At 55.7% G+C, this 22,687-nt stretch carries 15 protein-coding genes; 11 read left to right on the forward strand and 4 right to left on the reverse strand.

From position 1 onward, the window contains the following. Positions 1-101: 101 nt before the first annotated feature. From ABC336_RS23510 to ABC336_RS23540, 7 genes are all read left to right on the forward strand, one after another. Complete coding sequence (locus ABC336_RS23510) at positions 102-1,868, forward strand: extracellular solute-binding protein (protein ID WP_413240964.1); 1,767 nt, start codon at positions 102-104, stop codon at positions 1,866-1,868. A gap of 313 nt (positions 1,869-2,181) precedes the next feature. Then, positions 2,182-3,054 carry an ABC transporter permease gene (locus ABC336_RS23515; protein ID WP_413242584.1) on the forward strand — a complete coding sequence of 291 codons (873 nt, stop codon included), beginning with the start codon at positions 2,182-2,184 and terminating at the stop codon, positions 3,052-3,054. Between the two features lie 30 nt (positions 3,055-3,084). Beyond that, positions 3,085-3,975, forward strand: a complete 891-nt coding sequence (locus tag ABC336_RS23520; RefSeq protein ID WP_413240965.1) for a carbohydrate ABC transporter permease — start codon at positions 3,085-3,087, stop codon at positions 3,973-3,975. 236 nt (positions 3,976-4,211) lie between these two features. Further along, positions 4,212-9,005 carry a chitobiase/beta-hexosaminidase C-terminal domain-containing protein gene (locus tag ABC336_RS23525; protein ID WP_413240966.1) on the forward strand — a complete coding sequence of 1,598 codons (4,794 nt, stop codon included), beginning with the start codon at positions 4,212-4,214 and terminating at the stop codon, positions 9,003-9,005. A gap of 61 nt (positions 9,006-9,066) precedes the next feature. Continuing rightward, on the forward strand, positions 9,067-10,089 hold the full coding sequence (locus ABC336_RS23530) for an S-layer homology domain-containing protein (protein ID WP_413240967.1): 1,023 nt from the start codon (positions 9,067-9,069) through the stop codon (positions 10,087-10,089). Between the two features lie 187 nt (positions 10,090-10,276). Then, positions 10,277-11,575: an FAD-dependent oxidoreductase gene (locus ABC336_RS23535; RefSeq protein ID WP_413240968.1), complete on the forward strand. Its 1,299-nt coding sequence runs from the start codon at positions 10,277-10,279 to the stop codon at positions 11,573-11,575. A gap of 23 nt (positions 11,576-11,598) precedes the next feature. Then, positions 11,599-14,010 carry a hypothetical protein gene (locus ABC336_RS23540; RefSeq protein WP_413240969.1) on the forward strand — a complete coding sequence of 804 codons (2,412 nt, stop codon included), beginning with the start codon at positions 11,599-11,601 and terminating at the stop codon, positions 14,008-14,010. Positions 14,011-14,051: 41 nt separating this feature from the next. Here the strand turns inward: ABC336_RS23540 and ABC336_RS23545 are convergent, their stop codons facing one another. Continuing rightward, entirely contained in the window at positions 14,052-14,345 is a 294-nt protein-coding gene (locus ABC336_RS23545) for a MerR family transcriptional regulator (protein WP_413240970.1), read from the reverse strand. Positions 14,346-14,615: 270 nt separating this feature from the next. Between ABC336_RS23545 and ABC336_RS23550 the strand changes: the two genes are divergently transcribed. From ABC336_RS23550 to tatC, 4 genes are all read left to right on the forward strand, one after another. Then, on the forward strand, positions 14,616-16,205 hold the full coding sequence (locus ABC336_RS23550; RefSeq protein WP_413240971.1) for a flavin monoamine oxidase family protein: 1,590 nt from the start codon (positions 14,616-14,618) through the stop codon (positions 16,203-16,205). A gap of 78 nt (positions 16,206-16,283) precedes the next feature. After that, positions 16,284-16,835, forward strand: coding sequence for a RidA family protein (locus ABC336_RS23555; RefSeq protein WP_413240972.1), 552 nt, complete (start codon positions 16,284-16,286; stop codon positions 16,833-16,835). A gap of 55 nt (positions 16,836-16,890) precedes the next feature. Further along, a complete protein-coding gene (locus tag ABC336_RS23560; protein ID WP_413240973.1) occupies positions 16,891-17,154 on the forward strand; it encodes a twin-arginine translocase TatA/TatE family subunit in 264 nt (87 codons plus the stop codon). Between the two features lie 69 nt (positions 17,155-17,223). After that, entirely contained in the window at positions 17,224-17,979 is a 756-nt protein-coding gene (gene tatC, locus ABC336_RS23565) for a twin-arginine translocase subunit TatC (RefSeq protein ID WP_413240974.1), read from the forward strand. Between the two features lie 146 nt (positions 17,980-18,125). Here tatC and ABC336_RS23570 read toward each other — a convergent pair whose 3' ends face one another. The 3 genes from ABC336_RS23570 to ABC336_RS23580 all read right to left on the reverse strand — a co-directional run bounded on the left by ABC336_RS23570 (position 18,126) and on the right by ABC336_RS23580 (position 21,928). Beyond that, positions 18,126-18,782, reverse strand: coding sequence for a response regulator (locus tag ABC336_RS23570; protein WP_413240975.1), 657 nt, complete (start codon positions 18,780-18,782; stop codon positions 18,126-18,128). Continuing rightward, positions 18,779-20,953, reverse strand: coding sequence for a sensor histidine kinase (locus tag ABC336_RS23575; protein WP_413240976.1), 2,175 nt, complete (start codon positions 20,951-20,953; stop codon positions 18,779-18,781). Before ABC336_RS23575 ends, ABC336_RS23570 begins: the two co-directional genes overlap by 4 nt. A 141-nt stretch (positions 20,954-21,094) precedes the next feature. Further along, positions 21,095-21,928: a hypothetical protein gene (locus tag ABC336_RS23580; RefSeq protein WP_413240977.1), complete on the reverse strand. Its 834-nt coding sequence runs from the start codon at positions 21,926-21,928 to the stop codon at positions 21,095-21,097. Between the last annotated feature and the right edge of the window lie 759 nt (positions 21,929-22,687).

The following is a 22,687-nucleotide window of genomic DNA, read 5'->3' on the forward strand; positions in this document are numbered from 1 at the left end:
GATAATTCAATAGAATCTACATTCTCTTCGTTTCTCAAGTCGTTGCGAGCCGGTATGATCATAAGGGAAGGAAGATTTATTCATATCGAGGAGGTAACAAGATGAAAAATTGGGGGTTCGCCAAATCGGCGACGGCGATGTTGCTGAGCTTGTCATTGCTTCTCGCTGCATGTTCGAACAATACCAATAGCGGAAACCCGGCCGATACCGGAACGCCGGATAACACGGGTCAGAAGGAAGAGGAAGTGGTAACACTTAGGCTGCTTGTTATCGAAACGGGAACCAAGTGGAACACGTACCCTGATAGCGCGATTGCAGAAGAGATCGCGAAGAAGGTGGGTGTCAAGATCGAATATGTAGAGTCCGACGACAGTAAATTCAGCGTCCTGCTCGCCGGCGGGGATCTTCCCGACATCGTCAGAGCGGAGCCGGCCAAGCATGGCAAGCAGCTGATCGAAGGGGATCTCATTATCCCGATGGATGATATGCTGGAAGAATACGGGCAGGACATCCTGCAAAATGTGCCTACGGTGGTAGAGTACAGCAAGGCCAATTGGAGCGAGGGCAGAGATCAGATGTACTTCATCTCGCCGCAGATCCAATCCGAGCCAAGCCCGGTGTACCCGCCGCTCACGATCGGGCCGACGATTCGCTGGGACTACTATAAAGACATCGGAGCGCCGGAATTCAATACGCCGGATGAATTGCTGGATGTGCTGGAGCAGATCGTCGCCAAGAACCCGACCACGGAAGACGGGAAGAAGATCTACGGGGTGTCGATGTGGCAGGATTGGGGCTTGTGGCCTTACATCTTCCCATTCACCTGGTATACGACTCAGGCCACCAACAACAGTGACTTGATGGCGCGGAGTCTGGAAGAAACGCAATACCGTAACATTTTGACAGATGAAAATTCGACGTTCTGGGTGGCCATGGATTTCTATAACAAAGCCAATCGCAAAGGATTGCTTGATCCGGACGCGCTTACTATGAAGCACAATGATTATTTGGCAAAAGCAACAGCGGGCCAGATCGTCATCGGCCCGGCTACTTGGGCAATGGGTGACTTCAATTCAAAATATGCCAAAGACGGCAAAGGCTATGTCGTATTGCCTGCAGGCAAGCGCGCATGGAGCGGTGGCGCCAACCCGCTCGGCTGGACTGGGAAGAGCTACGCGATCTCCAAGAGCTCGAAGCATCCGGAGAAAGCGATGCAGTTCCTGAACTATCTGTATTCCTATGAGGGTGCCAGAACGATGTACAGTGGCATTGAAGGCGTACATTGGGATTATGTTGACGGTGTACCGCAAGTAAATGATGATACCTTTGCGCTTAAGAATGCAGGGGGCGCCGAGTGGGAGCAAACAGGAATCAATTCGGATCCGAATCTGATCGGACTCGGCGGCGCGGTTCTGGATCCGGAAACGCAAATGCCGCTGGATCTCTTCACAACGCCTGACGCGCTGGCAAAAGGCAACACAGCATTGGAGAAAGACTTTAGTGAATACTACGGCGGTCTGCATCCTGGCGATGTACTGGGCAAGCTTATCGAACAAGGCAAGCTGAAGGATAACAACACCATCATCCTGTCCCAGACACCGGAGCAGCGTATTAATGAAGGCAAAGTAGGCTTGCCAGCGATTCCGGAAGATCTGCTCAAGGTAGAAGCCCAGTTGAAAGAACTTGCGTCGCGTCATGCGGCCAGATTGATATTGGCTAAGACCGATGAGGAATTCGCCAAGCTTAAAGAGGAAGCACTTAAAGTGTTTGAAGAAAACGGCGCTCAGGAGTTTACAGAGTTCTATACCAACGATTATGCGGAGCGGCGTGAAGCGAACAACGCTTTGCCTGCCAAGCTTAACGACTGATTGAAGGGATACTAAAAGGACATGGGGCGTTCTAACGCCCTGTGTCCTTTTGCTCTTTGGTAAGGCGAATCTGTAAATTGTTCAAGTCACCACGCAAAGGCAAATAGGCAAGATACGGTTACCCAATAATGTTCAATTGATTCATTAGATTTTTCATTCAGCACAACCGAGCCGCCAGCTATGATTAGACTATACTTGCTGAATCGATCAGGAAGTCATCATGATCCATAAGGAGCGAAACAAAGTGGACCTTTCATATGATTCCAAGCCCGCGGTTCCCAAAAAGAAACGACCCCGCATCCGTAGAGAAGGCATGATCTTGCTGGGAATGGCCATTCCATTTATTATTCTGGCGTTTGCTTTTCATTACGTTCCATTATTCGGTTGGATCTATGCTTTTTTTGATTATCGGCCGGGCATTCCGCTCAGTAAGACGGCATTTGTCGGCTTGGAGCACTTCGCCGAGATGCTGACGGACCCCAATATGGTGCGGGTGCTCATCAATACACTGGCACTCAGCTTCCTGGCTCTAATCTGCGCACCGATCCCGCTGCTGCTGGCCGTTATGCTATCGGAAGTGAAGAGCAATCGGTTCAAGCGATTATTTCAGACCACCTCTACCTTGCCGCATTACATTAGCTGGGTCATTATTTACTCCTTGGCTTTCAGCATGTTCAGCTCCGAAGGCGCGATTAATACGATTCTCATGCGTTTGGGTATGATTGACGTACCGCTTAATGTATTGGGCAATTCCGAGCATGTATGGCTGACCCAGACGCTGATCCTGTTATGGAAGACGATCGGCTGGAACGCGATCATCTATCTGGCGGCGATTGTCAGTATCGATAGCGAGCTGTATGATGCAGCTCGGGTAGATGGGGCAGGCCGGTTCAAGAGCATCTGGCATATTACCGTCCCAAGCGTGATGCCGACCTTTATCGTGCTGCAGCTGCTGGCCATAAGCAACCTGTTGTCGGCCGGCTTTGAGCAATATCTGGTGTTCAACAATGTCATGGTAGCCGACAAGATCGAAGTGCTGGACCTGTATGTATACCGGTTGGGACTTGTGCTCAATGACTATCCATATTCCACCGCTGTAGGCATGTTTAAGTCAGTCATTAGTATAGTGCTGTTGTTCATGGTTAACGGGCTTTCGAAGAAAATCAGAGGCGAGAGCATTGTCTAGCGGGCGGCAGACGATCAGGGAGGGACTACGATGATTAAGAAAAAGACAAGCGCATCGGATCTATTGTTCAACACCGTCAATTATTTTCTGCTTTTTCTGCTGCTTATTGTAACGGTATACCCGTTCTATTATATCTTTATCTATTCGATCAGCGATTCGTTCGAGGCGCAAAAAGGCGTGTTCCTGTGGCCTGCGGGGTTCTCGCTGGAGAGCTATAAAGCTTCCTTTCAATTGAAGGGACTAGGGGATTCAGCCATCATCTCCGTGTCGCGTACCATACTGGGAACTGTCATTACAGTGCTGTGCAGTGCATTTTTTGCCTATCTGATTACGAAGCGGGAGATGCCGCTGCGCAAGACCATTTATCGCTTCGTGCTTATCACGATGTATTTTAACGCAGGCTTTATTCCGTGGTATCTGACGATGAAGGCGTACGGGCTGCAAAACAACTTCTTCCTCTACATTTTGCCCAGCGCCTTGATCGGCTTCTATATCATTCTGATCAAGACGTTTATGGAGCAGATGCCGCCTTCTCTGGAAGAGTCGGCCAAGATTGACGGAGCGGGGTATTTCAAAATCTTTACGCACATTGTGTTCCCGTTGTCCATGCCGATCATTGCTACGATCGCGGTCTTCGCGGCGGTCGCGCAATGGAACACCTGGTTCGACAACTTCTTCCTTGTCTCAGATCCGAAGCTGCAGACTCTGCAGCTGTTATTGTACAACTTCTTGAGCCAGACCAACTCCCTTGCCGGCATGACAGGCGAGGAGCTGACCCGAAACGGCCAAGTACGCGTGATGACGCCGCAATCGGTTCAGATGACGATCACCATGCTCGTCACACTGCCGATCGTCGTGGTCTATCCCTTCCTTCAGCGTTTCTTCGTCAAAGGCATCATGCTGGGCGCTGTAAAGGGATAGTCAAGACAACAGCGGTTGGATGTCCGCTCTAGCAAGATTTTAAAAGGTGCTGCTCCCCAATTGGTTGGGAAGCAGCGCCTTTTTTTCAACTCCACCTAAAATTATTTCAACCGTGCCGGACAAGTATCAGTAGAATCCTCAATAGAATCCTTATATTCTCCGTGTTGTGCCGGCCATTTATTGGATATGATCAGAGTTGTAAACGCTTAATACCATGTGAGGAGGGAGATCTGGACGTGGGAAAAAACAAGGTCGAGATTTTGAGGAAATGGGGACTTGGCATTCTAATGACGGCGCTGCTGCTGCAGATGCCGCTGTATGCGCCTGAGTCTGTTCAAGCAGCAGAGACGGCGGAGGCCGTCACGGTGGATATTGATCTTCAGGATATTGTGAACGATGATTTTCTCGGGGTTGGCGTGAATTTGATTCCGGTAAGCTTCATGGAAGGGACCAGCAGGTTCGGCTACAACGAGACGCATTGGGAGATGGACCGAAAGCGGATTCTTGCGATGAAGCCAAGGGTGGCCAGGGTCTGGTTCCAGACGGACTGGATGGAGGTGGAGAAGGGCGTCTATACGTGGAACAGCGACAAGATGGTCGAGTTCTACCGGTATATGGACGTCTTGCAGGAGGCCGGAACCGAGGTGGAATTCAACTTCGGATGGAAGGTTGGCACCCAGGCACAGGAGTGGTTCAGCTTCCCGGACGTGGACAAGCGGATCAGCGCGCCAGTCGACCTGGATGCTTTCGCGAACGCGGCATCGGCTGCTTTGAATCAGCTGATCCATGTCAAAGGCTATGACCATATCAAATATTTAACCTTCTACAACGAAGCGAACGGCAACTGGGACTTTGAAGCACCTGGCGACCAGAGAGCCTACTTTGCGGAAATGGTGAAGAAGGTGTCCGACAAGCTGACGGTGGACGGTCTGAGGGATGATATCGAAATCTGGGGACCCGAGGAGTCGGGAGCGCCGGCCTGGACGCAGTACATGCAGGAGAACGCCGATGCGTACTTCGACGCTTATACCTTCCATGTCTACGGCCAGTCCTATGAGGGCCTGACCAAGTCCATTACGGACCGTACAAGTGTCGCCGGGGGCAAGCCGGTGATGATGACGGAATTTGGATTTGCCGAGGACAACTCGTCATGGAGCGCGGGGTTGACGGGATCGGTCATTAAAGCCGCCAATATGGGCCTCGGAGGCGCATTGATCTGGCAGTTGAACGGCGTCTGGCTGCCGGACCCTTATGTCGGCAATGATACGAACGGAAATTATACGATGTGGGACTCGTTGGTCCTGGGTACAGATCCCTACAGAAGATACTATGAAAGCAGCTTGCTGACTCGCTACATCCCGCCTCATAGCTCCGTTGCGGCTGTGAATACAGGTACCGAAGATGTGCGGGCAGCCGCTTTTAAGACAGCCGATGGGGACGTAACGGTCGTGCTTGAGACAAAAGCGGGGACGAACAAGGAAGTGACCATCGATTTCAATGAAGTCGTTAATAAGCCCTTCAACAAACATGTATACAAGGCTGATGTGGTCGTTGATGGCAATGCGCTTATTCCAGCGGTCAGTGGCACGTTCCCGGCCGGTCAGACTTTTACGGATACTGCGATCAGCGCAGACCATAACATCATTGTCTACACGACTATGGCAGCGCAAACCCAAGTGGAGGTGACTCCTATTGAGTCGACAGTTGCTGGCGGAGCAACGCTGCAGCTTGACGCCAATGTCATCGACAACACCGGCGGTGTGACCTGGAGTGTAGTAGGAGCAGGTAACGGATCGATTACAAATGGCGGCCTATACATGGCTCCACAAGTAACCGAGGAGAAGCTTGTGGCGATTCGGGCGACCAGCGACCAGGATGCCGAAGGCTACGGCATCGCCTTTGTGAAGGTAAGGCCGGCAGCGCCGGCAGGGCAAGTGGCGATTCCCGAGTTCAGTCTTCCTTACGGCAAGTATCCTTCGGGGGAAGCGATTGTCATCACAACGGCTACGCCGGATGCCGAGATCCGGTATACGCTCGATGGCAGCACGCCGACCGAGACTTCGGAGCTGTATACGTCACCGATCTTCCCGGAGCCGGGCACGACGCGGCTTAAAGCTGTGGCTTTCAAGGCAGGGATGACCCCGTCGCCTGAGACCTTCAGTCTCTATAAGCTGGCCAATGCAAGCTTTGGCCCAGAGGGGTACACATTCTGTGCCTACGAAGACGGGTTTGATTGTGAATTCGAAGGAGAGGCCAGCGTCGCTTTCGGTGCAGATGGGCTGTTCAATTATGCGACGCTCACGGATGGTGCAGCTTGTACCGCAGCTGTCTTCGGCGACCCTCTTCCGGGCACCGACAAGCGCTGCTACTATACGTATAACATCCCTGCAGAGCTGCCGGTTGTGACGGTGTACAACGCCGGGTTCGAGACACCGAACATTGACAATTACAGGACAGGTCCCATGACGAACGGCTGGTATTTCAATGTGCGGTCAGGTGTTCAGCGCAATGGCAGCCAATTCGCGATTGCTGCGGCTCCGCAAGGCAGTCAAACGGCGTTCATGGTCGGACGGGACTTCATTGGCGGTGAGATTAGCCAGCGGATTAATTTCAAGGAAGGCGACTATGAGTTATGGTTCTCTATGGCCTCGCGTACCTCGCCGGGTACAGAACTGCCCTTTGAAGTTTATATCGACGATACGCTGATCGGCTCCTTCGAGCCGGATTCGCCCGAATTCACCTTGCATAAAACGGATGCATTCACGGCCTCAGCCGGCTACCATACGATCAAGTTCGCAGGCGCTGCGACGGAAACGGATCATGCGGTTTTCTTTGATGCCATCAAGATAAGAACGGCAGGCATGGCTCCGCCACCTCCGGACGAGCAGGATCCGCCGCCCCCTGAATTGCCGCTTGAGACCCTTAGCAATGCTGGCTTCGAAGAGCCGGTGGTGACCACACATCGGGCGGGTCCTATGAAGCATAGCTGGACCTTCAACCCATGGTCAGGCGTTCAGCGCAACGGGGGCGCATTTGGCGCCGCAGATGCTCCTGAAGGCATGCAGACGGGGTATCTGCAGACGACAGGCGGTAACTTTGGCGAGATCACCCAGTACTTGAATTTCGAAGAAGGAACCTACAAGCTTGAGTTTGAAGCTGCAAAACGGGCAACGAATGGCGGCAGGACCCAATCGTTTGAAGTCTATTTTGACGATCTGCTGATCGGTTCCTACGCCCTGACTTCCGCAAGCTTTGAGAAGTTTCTGACCTTCACCTTTGACGCGAGTGAGGGCGCGCATACGATCAGGTTTGTCGCCACGCTGACACCCGGCCAAACAGGAGAGAGTACGGGCTTTATAGATGCGATAACTCTTGTCGACTGGGCTGATCAGCCGCCGGTGCCTCCCGTTCTAGTCAACAGCGGCTTTGAAGCGCCGTCCATTCCCAGCTACAAGTTGGGTCCGATGACGAACGGATGGGTCTTCGACAGCTTGACAGGCGTACAGCGAAACGGCGGTGCGATGGGCGCGAATGAGGCTCCGGAAGGCGTCCAGACGGCGCTGCTGCAAACCAAAGGCGACACGTACGGCGAGATCAGTCAATCGGTCATCTTTGAAGCCGGAACGTACGAGATGGAATTCTTTGCTGCCAAACGAACGGCATCAGGCGGCAGGGCGCAATCCTTTGATGTGTATTTTGATGATACGGTCATTGGCTCCTACACCGTTACCGATGCTGCCTTCGAACCGTTCACAACCGACAGCTTCACAGCTTCTGCCGGCCTCCATACGTTGAAGTTTGTCGGCAAGCAGACAGAAGGGCTCAGCACCTCGGGGAACAGTATGGCTTTCATCGATCAGGTGAACGTGCTTGTCTCGGCGGATGAGCCAGAAGAGCCGGAAGAGCCGGCGGGCGAGCCTGTCGCGAAGTTGACGGGCTCCTCCCTGGTGAAAGCCGGTGAAGCGATGGAGCTGACCATCGAACTCGAAGATGTAGGCGAAGGCTATACTGCATTGGATGTGATCGTACACTACGATCCATCCCGGCTGGAGCTCGAGACACTCATCGATGATGAAGGTCATCCTGAACTGGCGCCGCAAACGATCCAATCGTTGACGAGCCAGATGGAGGTGGCCGGGACGGCGGTCAAGCCGGACCTCGGGCAGATAAGGATCATCATGCTCTCCCGGGATACGCCGGTAAGCGGCAACCATCAGGTGCTGACGCTGCATGGCGAGGCAAAAGCGGCAGCAGCCTCAGGTCCGACCGAGATTACCTTATCTGACTTCGCGATATCCAATGCCTCGTCAGTCCGACAGATCAATACAGATGATGTGACTTTAACGGTTCAAGTGAGTGATGTGGATACAGCTGCGCTGAACACGGAGATTGCGAATGCCCAGGCGATTCATGACGGAGCAACGGAAGGCTCGCAGCACGGCCAGTATCCGAATGGCTCCAAAGCAACACTGAAAGCGGCGATTCTGGCTGCGATAGCGGTCCGTGATCATCAGGCAGCGACGCAACAGGAAGTTAATGCGGCATACACCGCATTGCAGCAAGCGGTCTCGAGCTTCAAAAATTCGATAATTATCGTACTTCCATCTGCTGATAAAACCGCTCTGATAGCGGCAATTACCCAAGCGCAGGCGAAGCACGATGCAGCGGTTGACAACGGCAAGCTGGGCCATTATGCGCAGGGCTCAAAGGCTGCGTTGCAGACTGCGATTGATAGCGCCAAGGCTGTCAGAGAACAGGCAGCCGCTACGCAAGCGCAAGTGGATCAAGCGACTGCCGATGTGAACGCAGCTTTGCAACAATTTGGCACGCAGCTCGTTACACTGGTTGAAGGCAAGAGCAAGATCTCGATCGCAGATCTGTCCATCTTGGCGAACTATTACGGTGTGGGTGCAGAGGACCCGGGCTGGAGTGAGGTCGCCATAGCGGATTTGTTCGACGAAGAAGAGATTACGATTCGTGTCCTTGCGGCAGTCGCCCGCATGATATTGGACGACTGGCTGTCTGAATAACAGGCTGGAGGAAGGCGTAAAGCGCCTTCCTCCCATTTTGATTTAGAGGGGATGAGTAGTATTGAGACATAGGCTGGCCGCTGGTTTGGCATTGCTCCTGGCAATCGTATTGGTTTTGAGCGGGGCGGGGGGCTACGCCGCAAGCCAAACGGCATTTCAATTGGAAGTGGCAGAAGAGAAGGATGGACAGCTCCGCGTCACGGTGGATGCCCGCAATCTTGTCGATGTCTATGCATTCGAGCTGCAGTTCAGCTTTGATGCGCAGCGATTGAGGCTGACGGGTGCGACAAGCGAGGTTGCAGGCTTTTCGGTGCCGCCGATCGTGGAAGAAACGCAGATCCAGATCGCCCATACGATGGTGGGCCGAGTAGCGGGAATGGATGGCGATGCGGAATTGGCTGTGCTGACCTTCGATCGTATGGACGCAGGCGAGGCAGTCATCGAGCTGTTGGAAGCAAGGCTGGTGGATTCGGATCTGGAGATGACGGTACATCCCGTGGGGCAGGAAGTCACCATTAGCAGGCAGGGGTCTCTAGTCGCCATGTCGGATACAGCCGGGCATTGGGCGGAGAAGGCCGTTGCGCAAGCCATGGAGCTGGGCTTCGTCACCGGCTATGAGGACGGTACCTTCCGGCCGCAGCATCAGGTGACGCGTGCCGAATTTGCCGCGTTGCTGGTGCGGGCGTTGCAGCTACCTGTTTCATTGGAGACAGCACGGGAATTTTCCGATCACGAGGTGATTCAGGACTGGGCCAGACCTTACATCTACGCGGCTGTGGAGGCGAAGCTCGTGGACGGCTACGAGGATCATACGTTCCGCGCGGATCAGCGGATCACCCGGTCGGAGATGGCGGTCATGCTGGTGCGGGCGCTGGGAGAGAGGGCGGATGCGGCAGGAGATGAAGCGTCAGCCGCGCTTCGCTTTGCCGATGCGGATCAGATCCCGGCATGGGCGGTCCCTTATGTATCGGCAGCTGTAGAAGCAGGTCTCGTGCAGGGCAAAGGCAGCCAGCGATTTGGACCGGGTGATGACACGACGCGGGCAGAATCGGTCACTGCTATCTTGAATCTGCTTTCCATTTGAGCCGAATTGTTCAACTTTATCCCTAAAAAGTTCAACCTCTCCTGAGACGACTCAATAAAATTTCAATCATTTCGCACAATCGATCATTCTGTAAAAGTCGCAGCAGGCTTAACATGAAAGAAAACCTGCGCGTTCGAAACTAGCCATCATGAAGGTGGAAGCAGCAGGGGCAAAGGAGAGGAAGACCATGATGGAGTTACACGAATTGGCGATTACGGATCGATATGATGCCGTGGTGGTTGGCGGAGGCTCGGCGGGGTTCGCTGCGGCCGTTCAAGCGGCGAGAGCCGGTGCCAAGACGGCGCTTATAGAGAAAAACAGCATTTTGGGAGGCACAACAGTAGTCGCGGCGGTCAACTATCCGGGCTTGTTCCATGTCAAGGGCAGGCAAGTGATCGCCGGCGTCGGCTGGGAAGCGATCGAGAGAACGGCAGCCAAAGGCGGCGCGGTCATCCCCGATTTCACCGAGGATGTAGGAGAGAGGCATTGGGAGCATCAGGTCAGAGTCAACAAATTCGTCTACAGCTCTGTGCTGGAGGAGATGTGTCTGGAGGCAGGGGTGGCGCTACGTTATCACGAAATGCCTGCCGCGATCATGATGAGTGAAGCCGAGGAGGAAGAGCATCGTTTAATCGTGAATGGCAAATCAGGGCTGTCGGCGATTGGCTTCAAGAAGCTGGTCGATGCGACCGGCGATGCCAATCTTGCCATGCTGATGGGGTATCCGCTGGAGAGGGATGAGCATCTCCAGCCAGGCACCTTGATCTACAAGCTCGAAGGGTATGAGCTCGATCAGGTCGATACCGACAAGCTGAAGGAAGCTTACGGTGCGGCTCTTGAGGCGGGGAAGCTTAGAACAACGGATCATCTGCCTGGCGACATCCCGTTCTATAGAGAGCTTGTAAGCAGAGGAAGCGCTTCTCTGCACGTGACCGGCATTGACGGGTCGACCTCTGTGTCCAAATCCGGGGCTGAGATTCAGGCGCGTGAGGCATTGATGCGCATTTATATGTATTTGAGAACCATTCCGGGATGTGAAGGGCTGTACGTGGACTATTTTGCCAATGAATGCGGGATTCGCGAGACCCAGCGGATTGTCGGCGAAGCGTATATCGATGCAGACCGTTACATAAGCGGTCATCTATGGCCGGATGCCGTATGTTACAGCTACTATCCGATCGACATTCACCAGCATAACTCCAATGACACGGATATCCGCCCGCTCGCCGAAGGCGTGGTGCCGACGATTCCTTATGGCGCGCTTATCCCGCGCGGCAGCGATCACCTGATTGCGGCTGGCCGCTGTATATCCGGCGACCATACGGCCCATTCCGCTTATCGGGTTCAGGCCACCTGCATGGCCACGGGCCAGGCGGCGGGCGCTGCGGCGGCGTTGGCCGCTCTCGGACAGCTGTCCGTGCGTGATGTGCACGTAGAGCAGATCAGACAGACCCTGCAGGCGCATGATGCAATTGTACCTGCATAATTGGCAGCCAAGGAGAATGAGATATGCACAAACCGATGAGGTTTTTAAGCTTCTGGTCGATCAACGACGCATTGGATCTGGGCAAGCTGAAGCGGCAGCTGGACGAACTGCAGGCAGCTGGCCTGGATGGCGTTGTGTTTCACCCCCGCTACTACCCGAACAAACCGATGTATATGAGTGAAGCATATCTGGACATCGTATCCGATCTTATCCTGTATGCCCGCGAGCTGGAGATGGAGTTCTGGCTCTATGACGAGAACGGCTGGCCATCGGGCACGGCGGGCGGCGAAGTGATGAACAGGCTGCCCGATCTGACCTGTGAATGGCTGGAGTACGGACCGCTGCCAGATGGAGCGCCCGGCGTGACGTTCCACGCTCATACAGGTGTGTCCTCGTTCAATAGAGAAGCGACGGCGTTATTTATCGAGATTACGCATGAAGGCTACCGGAGAGGCTTGAAGCCGGAGGCCTTTGCTTATGTCGAGGGCTTCTTCTCCGATGAGGTAGGGTTTCTCGATGGTCATGGGGTCACCGTGAGCAAAGGCGCAGTCCCCTGGGATCCGCGGTTTCCCGCGATGTACGAGGAGCGATACGGCGAGCCCTTGGAGTCGTTGCTACCGCAGCTGTTTGTTGGCGGCGCAGCACACGGGCAACTCAGATCCCGGTACTGGGAGTTGCTGACCGACGCGCTCATCGAAGGCTTCTACCAGCCGATCGAGGCGTGGTGCGAGTCGCACGGCAAGCGGTTCACCGCCCATTTGAAGGCTGAGGAGCATCCCTATTTTCAATTGTCGTTCAGCGGCTCCTGCTTTCAAGTGCTGAAGGGCATCGAGACGCCGGCGATCGATGCGCTCGAGAGATATCCGGGCAATCACTTCTACCCCCGCCTGCTGCACTCCGTAGCAGTCCAGCAAGGCCGGAAGAGCTGTCTGGTGGAAGCGATGGGCGGCAGCGGCTGGGGCGTCAGCCCCGAGAGCTTCACGGATTATATCCTGTGGCTGGCAGGACACGGCATCGACCGCTATGTCCTCCACTTGAACCAGTTTAAGCTGAAGACACAGGCCGTGCAGGACTGGCCGCCTTCCATGCCATGCCACTTGACCTGGAAGCAAGCCTTCCCGGACGTGCTGGCATCGATTCGGAAGCGGGCAGCGATGCTGCCTGACCTGAGCGGCGAGCCCGATGTACTCATCGTCGTACCAACGCGCGGCATCATGGCCGCCTTCCTGCCTGATGAGGCACAACAGCTCAATGTCCATGATGGATCGCATGTGCCGGATTCGCCAGGCGGGCTGCTCAATACGAAGCTGCTTCAACTGGTGGATGCATGCTATGAGTCAATGCTGCATTATGAGCTGACAGAGGAGCGAGTCTTAGAGGAGGAGGGGCAGATCCAACCCGGCAAGCTGCGCATCGGCGCGCGGGATTATCGTATTGTAGTGTTGGCTGAAGGCTGTCTGTGGCATAAGCCGGAGTGGATCACAGAGGCGAAGACAGCCGGCATAAGAGTGTTGGATGCGGCCACCTGGCGCCCAACTCCGCCGGCGCAAGTTCAACCGATACGCTCCGGCCCGCCTGCCGCCGTCTATACGATAGAGCAAACCGCATGGCGAGCTGAGATGCCTTCGGTCAATCAAGTGCTTCTTGAGCTTCGGCAGACGCCGGAGGGGGGACTGCGTGCGAAGCTCCAGCTTGACGAACCGTCGATCATCGCCGGTACACGCCTCATGCTGCATGATGAGGTGGAGGTGCTGCGGGTGAACGGAATACGGCTGAAGGCAGAGGCGTCTGCGGACGTCTATGAGGCGGCCATTCCTGAGGACTGCTGTGACGGGAGTCATGAGCTGCTGATCGAGGTTGTGCCGCTCCGAGAGGGAGAGCAGGTCCCGCTGGCCTTCCTGCGCGGTCAATTCTCTGTGATGAGCATGTCACCGTATAGGGAGAAAGACGCCACGCAGTGGCAGACCGAGGGCGCGTTTCGGTTGACTCGGGTGCAGACGCCAGACTGCGCGGATCTGGTCGCCTCGGGATGGCCATTCTCTGGGGAGCCTGTTCAAGTAAGCAAAGAGCTGAACATCGAGAGCGGTCATACGGACGGTGGTGTATTGCAATTAACAGGTGTTCATGCTGCCGCTGCCCGTGTCCGATTGGGTGCAGATGAGCTGGGCTGGTGCTGGGGGCCGGACTGGCGACTGGAGACAGAGCCGCTGAAGGCCGGCCGTTACGATTTGCACGTGTCGTTATATCCGAGTACCTTTAACGTATATGGACCGCATCGCCATGTGGATGGAGACCGGCATTTGACCAGTCCGGGACAATACGAAGGCATCAAAAATTTCGCCGACAGGGCCGATGCGCCGGAGCATACCTTGGGCAAGCATTGGCATTTTGTCAAATGGGGAATACAAGGTGAGGTGCTGCATTTGGTTAAATAGAAACGAACCTAAGTTCACCGTATGGGCAAGCGGCTCACTCCTTAGCCCATAACCCTCCGACCCGGCTTCTCACTGCCGATTAACGACGGGTGGGGCGGTTTGGCGAGCTTGCGCCGCTCCATCTCCTTAATCTCACGTATGTACAATCCGTCCTCCATCTTTTCCGCGATCTCACACAGCCTTTCGATGTCCGAGAATGAATACTTGCGCGTCCCGCCCGGGGTGCGCTCAGGGAAGATCAGCCTCCGTTCCTCGTAATATCGTATCTTGCGCTCCGATAAACCCGTCAACTCGCTCACCAATCCGATAGCAATGACCTTCTTCTCCTTGTACATCCGTAAGTGTCACCCCTTCGTGTAAACGATCGGAATGGGATCGCTATTGCTATTCATTCTTGAAATACATTGCTTGGTTTATATATTGGCGTATTTTTTTATGGTTGAACATAGTTCTGTAAGATTATCTTACGTTAAAACTTTGTCGAATTCGTCATAAATCAAAATGTGTGTAAGAAAATATGACGCAAATAATTACAAGCTGGATGGTCAGGTGCTATCCTAGGTTCTGAGAACGACGCTCATCAAGGCGACGAAGGAGGAAGCAGGGTGGCAGAACAAGTGGGATCGCAAATGTCTCGAAGGCAGTTTTTGATGCAAGTAGGCAAAGCGGGCGGTGCGGTGGCCGTGTACAGCGCCATGGGCACGCTTGGGCTGTTGGGCAAGCCAGCCAGCGGAGCGACGCTGCCGCCGCCGGGAGAAGTGAATGCGGCTAGCCGCAATGGCAGAAGGATCGTCATCCTAGGTGCCGGTCTCGCCGGGATGGCTGCAGCCTACGAAATGACGAAATCAGGCTATGAATGCGTGATCCTCGAGGCCCGCTCCCGCCCGGGGGGACGCAACTGGACGATCCGGCGCGGCGATGCCGTGACGGAGGTGGGCGGGGTCAAGCAGGTAGCCCGGTTCGATGAGGGACTGTACTTCAACCCTGGCCCGGCCCGGATCCCGCAGCATCATATTACGATGGATTACTGCAAGGAGCTGGGAGTCCCGTTGGAAGTGTTCGGCAACGTCAACGAAGCCTCTTACTTCTACAGCGAAAATGTGGGGCCGCTCTCGGGCAAGAAGATCACCAAGCGGGCCGCGAAGGCCGATATGCGGGGCTACACCAGCGAACTGCTGGCCAAGGCCATCGACCAAAATGCGCTTAACGTGCCGCTGAGCGCAGACGACAAAGAGAAGCTGGTCGTCTATCTGCGGCGCGAAGGCGATCTTAATGCCGATCTGTTCTACAAAGGCTCAGGTCGAAGGGGGTACAAAGTGCTGCCGGGCGGCGGAGAGACGCCGGGCGTGCAGGAGGATCCGTATAACCTCAGCGCGATCATCCAGTCGGGTTTCGGCAACAGCTTCAGCTCGGAGTACTCGCTGGATCAACAGATGATGATGTTCCAGCCGGTAGGAGGCATGGATCAGATCGGCAAAGCGTTTGCCCGCAAGGTCGGCCGCATGATCCGCTATCAGGCCGTTGTGCAGCGCATCCGCCAGAACGAGACTGGCGTAACCATCGAGTACCGCGATGGCGACGGCGCGCTGCAGGAGGTGCGGGGCGACTATTGCATTTGTACCATTCCGCTTAGTGTGCTTAAGGATATCCCGGCAGACTTCAGCAAGGAGATGGCCGAGGCGATCGGCAGCATTTCTTATGCGACGACCGGCAAGATCGGCTTTCAGTTCCGCCGGCGCTTCTGGGAACAGGACGAGGGCATCTATAGCGGCATGACGACAACCAACATGGATATCAACCAGATCTGGTATCCGTCGAGCGGCTATCTCAGTCAGAAAGGGGTTGTCGTCGGCTACTATAACTTCGGGGACGCTGCGGTGAAGCTGGGCGATATGTCGCTCGCCGAACGGGAGACGCACGCGCTCCAGCAAGGCGCGAAGATCCACCCGCAGTACCACAAGGAAATCGAAACATCCTTCTCCATTGCATGGCAGAAGACAGCTTATAATATGGGCGGCTGGGCAAGTTATTCGTCCAACGACCGCAGCACTTATTATCCGACGCTGAACAAGCCAGATGGCCGCATCTATCTGGCTGGCGAGCACATGAGCTATCTGACAGGGTGGATGGCGGGCGCTTTCGAATCCGCGCGACTGACGGTCAACGCGATCCGCGACCGCGTGATGAAATCATAGGGCGACGTCAAATTCGCTTCTAAGCGTAGCTTCGTGATGGGGAGCGGACTTTATGAAAATATAAGAAGGAGTGGAGCTATGAGAAGCAGGAAGAAATGGATGACAGCGGCTCTGATAGCCATGTCGATCAGTGCGCTTAGTATTACGGCTTATGCTGCAAGTCCGCTGACACCCAACAAGTATACGGCTGAACCGATCCACGAGGTCGAATTCTATGGTTCGCCGTCATCGTCGATCGCCTCCGGCGTCTCGGTACCGCAGGATATGTCTTACCTCTGGACCAGCGGCACCGTCCCGCCTCAGCTCAATCGCGAAGGCAAGACGATCCATGAACGTTTCGGCGATACGAAGACGCAGGCGGTCGGCATCCTGAAGCGGATCGAGACCGATCTGAAGGCGAAGGGGCTGACCATGAAGGACGTCGTCTACCTGCGGGTCTATCTGGTGGCTGATCCGGAGAAAGAAGGCAAGGTTGATTATGACGGATGGTTCGAGGCGTACGGCGAGTTCTTCAATACGGAAGCCAATCCGACGAAGACCGCGCGCTCGACGATGGCGGTCGCTGGACTGGTCAACAGTGATTGGCTGATCGAGATCGAAGCGGTAGCGGTCTATCCTAAAAAGCGTTAAACCATGACGATGTGGAGATCGAGTAGGCTGTCCAATACGAAAGGAGGCGCAAGCCATGCTGCAAAGTATCGGGATCCCTGGGCTGATCCTCATTCTGGTCATCGCCCTGGTCATATTCGGACCGTCCAAGCTGCCGGAGATCGGCCGGGCGTTCGGCCGGACGCTGAACGAGTTCAAACGCTCGACCAAGGAATTGGTGCATGAAGACGAGCCGGAGGTGCGCGAGCTGCGGGAGACCCGTGAATCCCGGGAGATGCGGGAAGCGCGGCCCGGTATCGCTGTAATCGAGTCGCAACCGGAGAAACCGGCAGCCATGTAGCAGGGGAGAGGGGGCGATGGGGAACCGTCGGCCTCCTTTTTTTGGAATTAAAGCCAGGGAGGGGATCGGATGCAGGATACGATGAATCTGGTAGGGCATCTCGGTGAACTGCGCAAACGACTGATGATTACGATGGCCGCTTTTGTCGTGTCGCTGGCGGCGGCCTTTTGTTTTGTGAAGCCGATCTACGACTGGCTGACACGCGGGCTTGAGGTAAAACTTGCTTTACTGGGGCCAAGCGACATTCTATGGGTATACATGCTCATTGCCGCCGTGTTTGCCGCAGCTGCCACGATGCCGGTGCTGGCCTATCAGCTATGGGCATTTGTGAAGCCTGCCTTCACGGAGCGGGAGCATCAGGCGGCGTTCCGGATGATCCCAGCCGTGACGATGCTGTTCATTGTCGGGATCTGTTTTGGGTACTTTGTCGTCTTTCCGGTCGTGTACGCCTTCCTCGGAGGGTTGTCCGACGGTCAGTTCGATACGGTATATACGGCGGAGAAATACTTCACGTTCATGGTACACATGACGCTGCCGTTCGGCGTGCTGTTCGAGATGCCCGCGGCGGTGCTGTTCCTGACCAAGCTCGGCATCCTCAACCCGCAGCGTCTGGCCAAGGCGCGCAAGGGCGCCTACTTCGTCCTGGTCATCGTCGGTGTCATCGTAACCCCACCTGACCTGGTATCGGATATCCTCGTCATCGTCCCGCTGCTGCTGCTGTACGAATGCAGCATCAGCCTCTCGCGCATCGTCTACCGCAGACGCCTGCAGCAGCAAGAGCGAGAAGAACAAGCGGAGCGGAGCGAAGGAGTGATGAGTGTGTAGGAGAAATTGGGGAGGGGAAATCCCCGCTGTGCGTCGCTGTAATGCTAGAAAATAGATCTACAGACGGGAATTCCCCGCCGCGCGGTGTTGCAATGCTAGAAATTAGACCTACAGAGTAGACATCCCCGTCATGGGCGGCGGCCTAGTTACCCGCCGCCGCCGTCGCTTTCCCGCTGCCTACTATGGACGAGTGCCATCGCTTCCTCGCGGCTGGAGACGCGCAGCTTGTTCAGGATGTAGCTAACGTAGTTGGCGACTGTCTTGGCGCTCAGCTCCAGGCGGCGGGAGATGTCGGCGTTGCCCAGCCCTTCGGCCATGAGTGTGAGCACCTCCTTCTCGCGGTAGGTCAGCTCGGGGAAGTCTCCCAATCTCGAGGCCGGTCTGACGGCATATTCGATCATCCGGCTCGCGACGGCCTCGCTGAACACGGCTTTGCCCGTGGCGACAGAGCGGATGGAGTGGACGATATCCTCCCGGTCGGCGTCCTTGAGCAAATAGCCGCGGGCGCCGGCTTTGATCGCCGTCAGTACTGATGCGTCGTCCTTGAACATCGTCAATACGAGGATCTGGGTCCGCTCATGCCGGGATTTGATCTGCGCAGTCGCCTCGATCCCGTTCATCCCTTCCATGCGCAGGTCCATCAGGATCACATCGGGATCGAGCTCTTCCGCCAGTCGTACCGCTTCCTCCCCGGAGACGGCCTCGCCTACCACCTCCATATCCGGCTCTCCTTGCAGCACACTGATTACGCCCTTACGGAACAATGGATGATCATCAACGATCAATATCGTAATGGTTCTCATGTTCTTCCCCCTGGATCTGATTGTGGTCGGACCGGCAGGATTGCTCTTACACGCGTGCCTGACCCTCCCGGTCCGCCTTCGATATGACACATGCCCCCAAGCTCCACCGCGCGTTCACGCAATGAGGTCAGGCCGATACTGCGGCGTCCCGGGTCCGGCGAGGGGGCGGGCAGCCCGATCCCGTCGTCCGTAACCTCGACGATCAGCTCGGATTCCCGCTCCAGCACGAGGCGTACGGTGCAACTCCCGGCCCCGGCGTGCTTGACGACATTGACCAGCGCTTCGGTGGCGATCCGGTATGCGCCGACTTCGATGGCTGCCGGCAGGATCGGCAGCGCGTCGGGCGCGTCCAAGTGAATCTCCAGCCGCGGATCCTCCATGTCGGCGCTAAGCTGCCTCAGCTGTTCAATACGCTGACGGATCGCTCCGATCAGGCCAAGCTCGTCGAGTGCATGCGGCCTGAGGTTGTAGACGATCCCGCGGATCTCTTCGACGGTCTCCCCGATCTCCGTCTTGAACTGCGCCATCAGCTCCGTCGCTCGTGCGGGATCGCGGGCGATCCAGTCTGTCGCCACCGATGCGGTCAGCCGCATCGCCGCCAGCCGCGGGGCGATATCATCATGCAGATTGCGCCGTATCGCCCGGCGTTCTTCCTCTCTAGCGAATATGAGCGCCTCTCTGGATTCCTGCAGGTTGCCGAGCAGCAATCGGATGCTCACCGCCTGCTGGACGCTGTGGACGACGATCGCCGCGTGCCGGGACAGCGCACCGATCAGTTTGCGGTCGGCATCGTTGAACGGCTCGCCGGGCAATCGCGGCGCGAGGTGGAGCCAGCCGGCGATACGCCCTCCGGCAGACAGCTCGATCGTCTCCACAGACGTGTCCTTGAGCGGTCCGGACTCGGCTACCTTGACCGCCTTGCCATCCACATCCAGACTGATCCCGGCATAAGGGACCTTCAGCGAATCTTTGATCGTATGAGCGACAATGTCGAGTGATTGCTCCGGGTTCAGGGAAGCTTTGAGACGATCGCCGAGCTGCAGCAGAGCGGTGAGTGGATCATGCCGGTTGCCGTACAGCATCCGGTTGGCCAGCTGCTGCAGTTTGACTTTGATCGGGGCGAACAGGATGGCGACCACAGCTGCTGCGATAACCGGGTAAACGGCTTGCCCGCTGCTCTGAAACAACAGCGACAAATACCAGATCGTCATCGAGTAGAGAGCAATGATGCTTACACTGAGGAAAAAATAGACAAAGGTGCGCCTGACCAGCGGATCGATATCCCACAGCTTGCGGCGGAGGATGGAGATGCCGAGTGTGACCGGGATGGGGAGCATGCACAGCTGCACTCCCAGATCGAGGATGAACATCCACTGGGCGTCTTGCGTTTCGTAAATCCCGGGCTGGAACAGAGCCGGGACGACGGAGAGCGTGACGATCCCGGCGACGGCTACCAGGATGCCGTAAAGTGCCCACTTCGTCTGCTGCTTTTCGATGACTCCGGCAGTATAGCGGTACCGTGTATATTGATTATAGAGCAAAATCCCGTACTGCAGAGCGAGCCAGATCAGATGACCGGCCACCGGCCAGTGGCTGACGCCCCAGGGCAGATCGGCAAACACGCTGGAGACGAGACGCAGCGCCAGCAGCGACAGCGAGCTGTACAGTACCCAGGGACGGACAGCGCGGCCGCCGGGAAACAGCAGCAAAAACAGGATGAGTGAGACGAGCGACAAGCCGTTGAATGAATCGACCAGCCACCCTTGCAGCTGCTCCTTCATAATGAAAGTGTTCGCCGGCAGCGACAGCAGCATGACGGACGCGACGAGCGCGATCGGCTCTCGCGGACGTCTGATCAGGATTAACAGGGCTACCGAGAAATAGACCATAAAAAAGAAGACGGCAATGCCGGTGTAAGCCGCCGCAAACTGGTCAGCGGATATCCTGAGCTGCTGCAGTACATCCAGCGGCGGCGGCGAAATCGCGGCATACTCGCAGGCGGAGCCAAGGCAGTCCTCTCTAAGATAGGCGTAATAATTGGGCAACTGGGCAGTGAATAAATAAGCGATCATGCCGCATAATCCGATCGTGGCCAGACGCAAGGCAAAAAGCCATCCGGACGGATGGCTTGGCTCAAGTGGGAAGGCGGGATCAGGGGGACCAGACTTCATCTCGGTCAGGCTCCTTTGCTGTAGCCGGCAGGCATGAGTAGGGACAAAGCATATGATTTGAGAGTAGCTCAATTTTTCCAGGTATGCAATATTCAAAACTTGCGATCAGGAAATTCTAGCTGCGTTTTGCTGTAAGTCAGATCATGACAGCTCCTTCGTCATCTGTGGATGCCCGCCAAGGATATCGCTCTCTGAAGTCGCAGCCGGCTTGGTCCTCAGCGTCACCGCGCCGAGCGCGAGTCCGTAGCCGATCGCGGCCGCCCCGCCGCTCAGCCCCCAGCTGCCGGGATGACCGGGGACGGCGAGGGAAGCGGCGCCCAGATACAGGTAAGCGGCAGCGAGGATGAGGCCAAGCGCCCGGGAACCGGGCCTGCCGTCAGCTGCCAGGAAGCCGCCGTACATCATCACGACGCTGAGCGCTGCGCCCTCTCCCCAACGGAACTGGAGCTCCGTCTCCTGGAACTGCCCGATCACCCCCAGGACTAGAAATGGCAGCAGTCCGATCGTTGCCAGTACAGCCATAACCAGCATCCCCCGGTTCCTTCGGAGCGGCGGGGCAGGCTTCACCATCTCGCGCCGCTTTCCGTAGGCGGCATACAGGGAGGTCATAACAATGGCAAACAGGATGAAGACGAACGCCCGCTGCAGCGCGAGCGAGGGATCTGTGGCCGCCAAAGTGACCAGGAACAGCACATGTCCAACGATATAGAACCGCAGCAGCAGCGGCTTCTCGAGCGGCCGCCTCAGCATTGCCAGTAGGCTGAAGTTGAACAGGATGCCGATCAGCGCACCGTGCACCGCCCCGAAGAACCGCATCTCCTCTCCGACAGCAGCCCCCAATCCTCCCGGTATCCAAGGCTCGAGTCCCTCCGAGAGTCCCATCAGCATAAACCAGCCAAGCAAGGCGAACACAACGGCTAATATACGAAATACAATTTGGTTTTGATTCCGCGCAACTGCTGTCTTCTCTTCCATAATAACTTTCCTCCCGATTTGTCATCGCGGAGGGCGCGCCCTCCTGTATATGCAGCATAACCGGGGCGGGTTCCCGGCCAAAAGAGGTTTTCTCCCGGGAGTCAGGGAGTTTTATCGGGAATTGCAGCGCATGTGGTCGGCAGGCATCATATGGGTGCTGCAATCGGTGCGTTGATAAGTATAATTTTTTTTTGGTTGGGCTTCTTTCGGCCTCCTAGCCTCGGACGATACAATGATTACAGATCACACTTGAATCGAGGGGGATGCATGATGGCCCAGGTTTCCACGAGGGATAAGCATGCGTCGCCGAACCACAAAAAGAATCTTATTGTCCGGATGTTCAAGCTGCTTATTTTTGTCTTTCAGTGGTGCTTGCAGACATGCGCCGAGCACCGCATGGCAGCTCCAAGCACCAAAATGGTGCATGCAGACATGCGCCGAGCGCCGCATGGCAGCTCCAAGCACCAAAATGGTGCTTGCAGACATGCGCCGAGCGCCGAGCGTCTTTCAAAAATGCTAGTTTAGAGTGCAAAGTCTCCAACAAGGTTAAAAGTACATCTAATTTGCTGGAAAAGCCTCATATTAGTATTTATAGAGGCATAAGTACATCTAATTCACTTCTTTTATCCACTATATGTAAATTCAGAGGGGGGCAGTGGCACTATTGCACTTAGTATCATCATAAACAGGGACTGGAACGAAGTTAAGTGTATTATTGCACTTGCGATGCTTAGTACTGCAATTGGGAATAATGGCACC

The sequence above is a fragment of the Paenibacillus jepli genome (assembly GCF_047238105.1).
Taxonomy (GTDB): Bacteria; Bacillota; Bacilli; order Paenibacillales; family Paenibacillaceae; genus Paenibacillus_D.

Excerpts from the sequence above, each read along its gene's own strand:
- ABC336_RS23510 (WP_413240964.1), top strand. The coding sequence starts at position 102 with ATGAAAAATTGGGGGTTCGCCAAATCGGCGACGGCGATGTTGCTGAGC.
- ABC336_RS23545 (WP_413240970.1), bottom strand. The coding sequence starts at position 14,345 with ATGTACAAGGAGAAGAAGGTCATTGCTATCGGATTGGTGAGCGAGTTG.
- ABC336_RS23575 (WP_413240976.1), bottom strand. The coding sequence starts at position 20,953 with ATGAAGTCTGGTCCCCCTGATCCCGCCTTCCCACTTGAGCCAAGCCAT.
- ABC336_RS23555 (WP_413240972.1), top strand. The coding sequence starts at position 16,284 with ATGAGAAGCAGGAAGAAATGGATGACAGCGGCTCTGATAGCCATGTCG.
- ABC336_RS23540 (WP_413240969.1), top strand. The coding sequence starts at position 11,599 with ATGCACAAACCGATGAGGTTTTTAAGCTTCTGGTCGATCAACGACGCA.
- ABC336_RS23560 (WP_413240973.1), top strand. The coding sequence starts at position 16,891 with ATGCTGCAAAGTATCGGGATCCCTGGGCTGATCCTCATTCTGGTCATC.
- ABC336_RS23570 (WP_413240975.1), bottom strand. The coding sequence starts at position 18,782 with ATGAGAACCATTACGATATTGATCGTTGATGATCATCCATTGTTCCGT.
- ABC336_RS23535 (WP_413240968.1), top strand. The coding sequence starts at position 10,277 with ATGATGGAGTTACACGAATTGGCGATTACGGATCGATATGATGCCGTG.
- ABC336_RS23515 (WP_413242584.1), top strand. The coding sequence starts at position 2,182 with ATGATCTTGCTGGGAATGGCCATTCCATTTATTATTCTGGCGTTTGCT.
- ABC336_RS23580 (WP_413240977.1), bottom strand. The coding sequence starts at position 21,928 with ATGGAAGAGAAGACAGCAGTTGCGCGGAATCAAAACCAAATTGTATTT.
- tatC (WP_413240974.1), top strand. The coding sequence starts at position 17,224 with ATGCAGGATACGATGAATCTGGTAGGGCATCTCGGTGAACTGCGCAAA.
- ABC336_RS23520 (WP_413240965.1), top strand. The coding sequence starts at position 3,085 with ATGATTAAGAAAAAGACAAGCGCATCGGATCTATTGTTCAACACCGTC.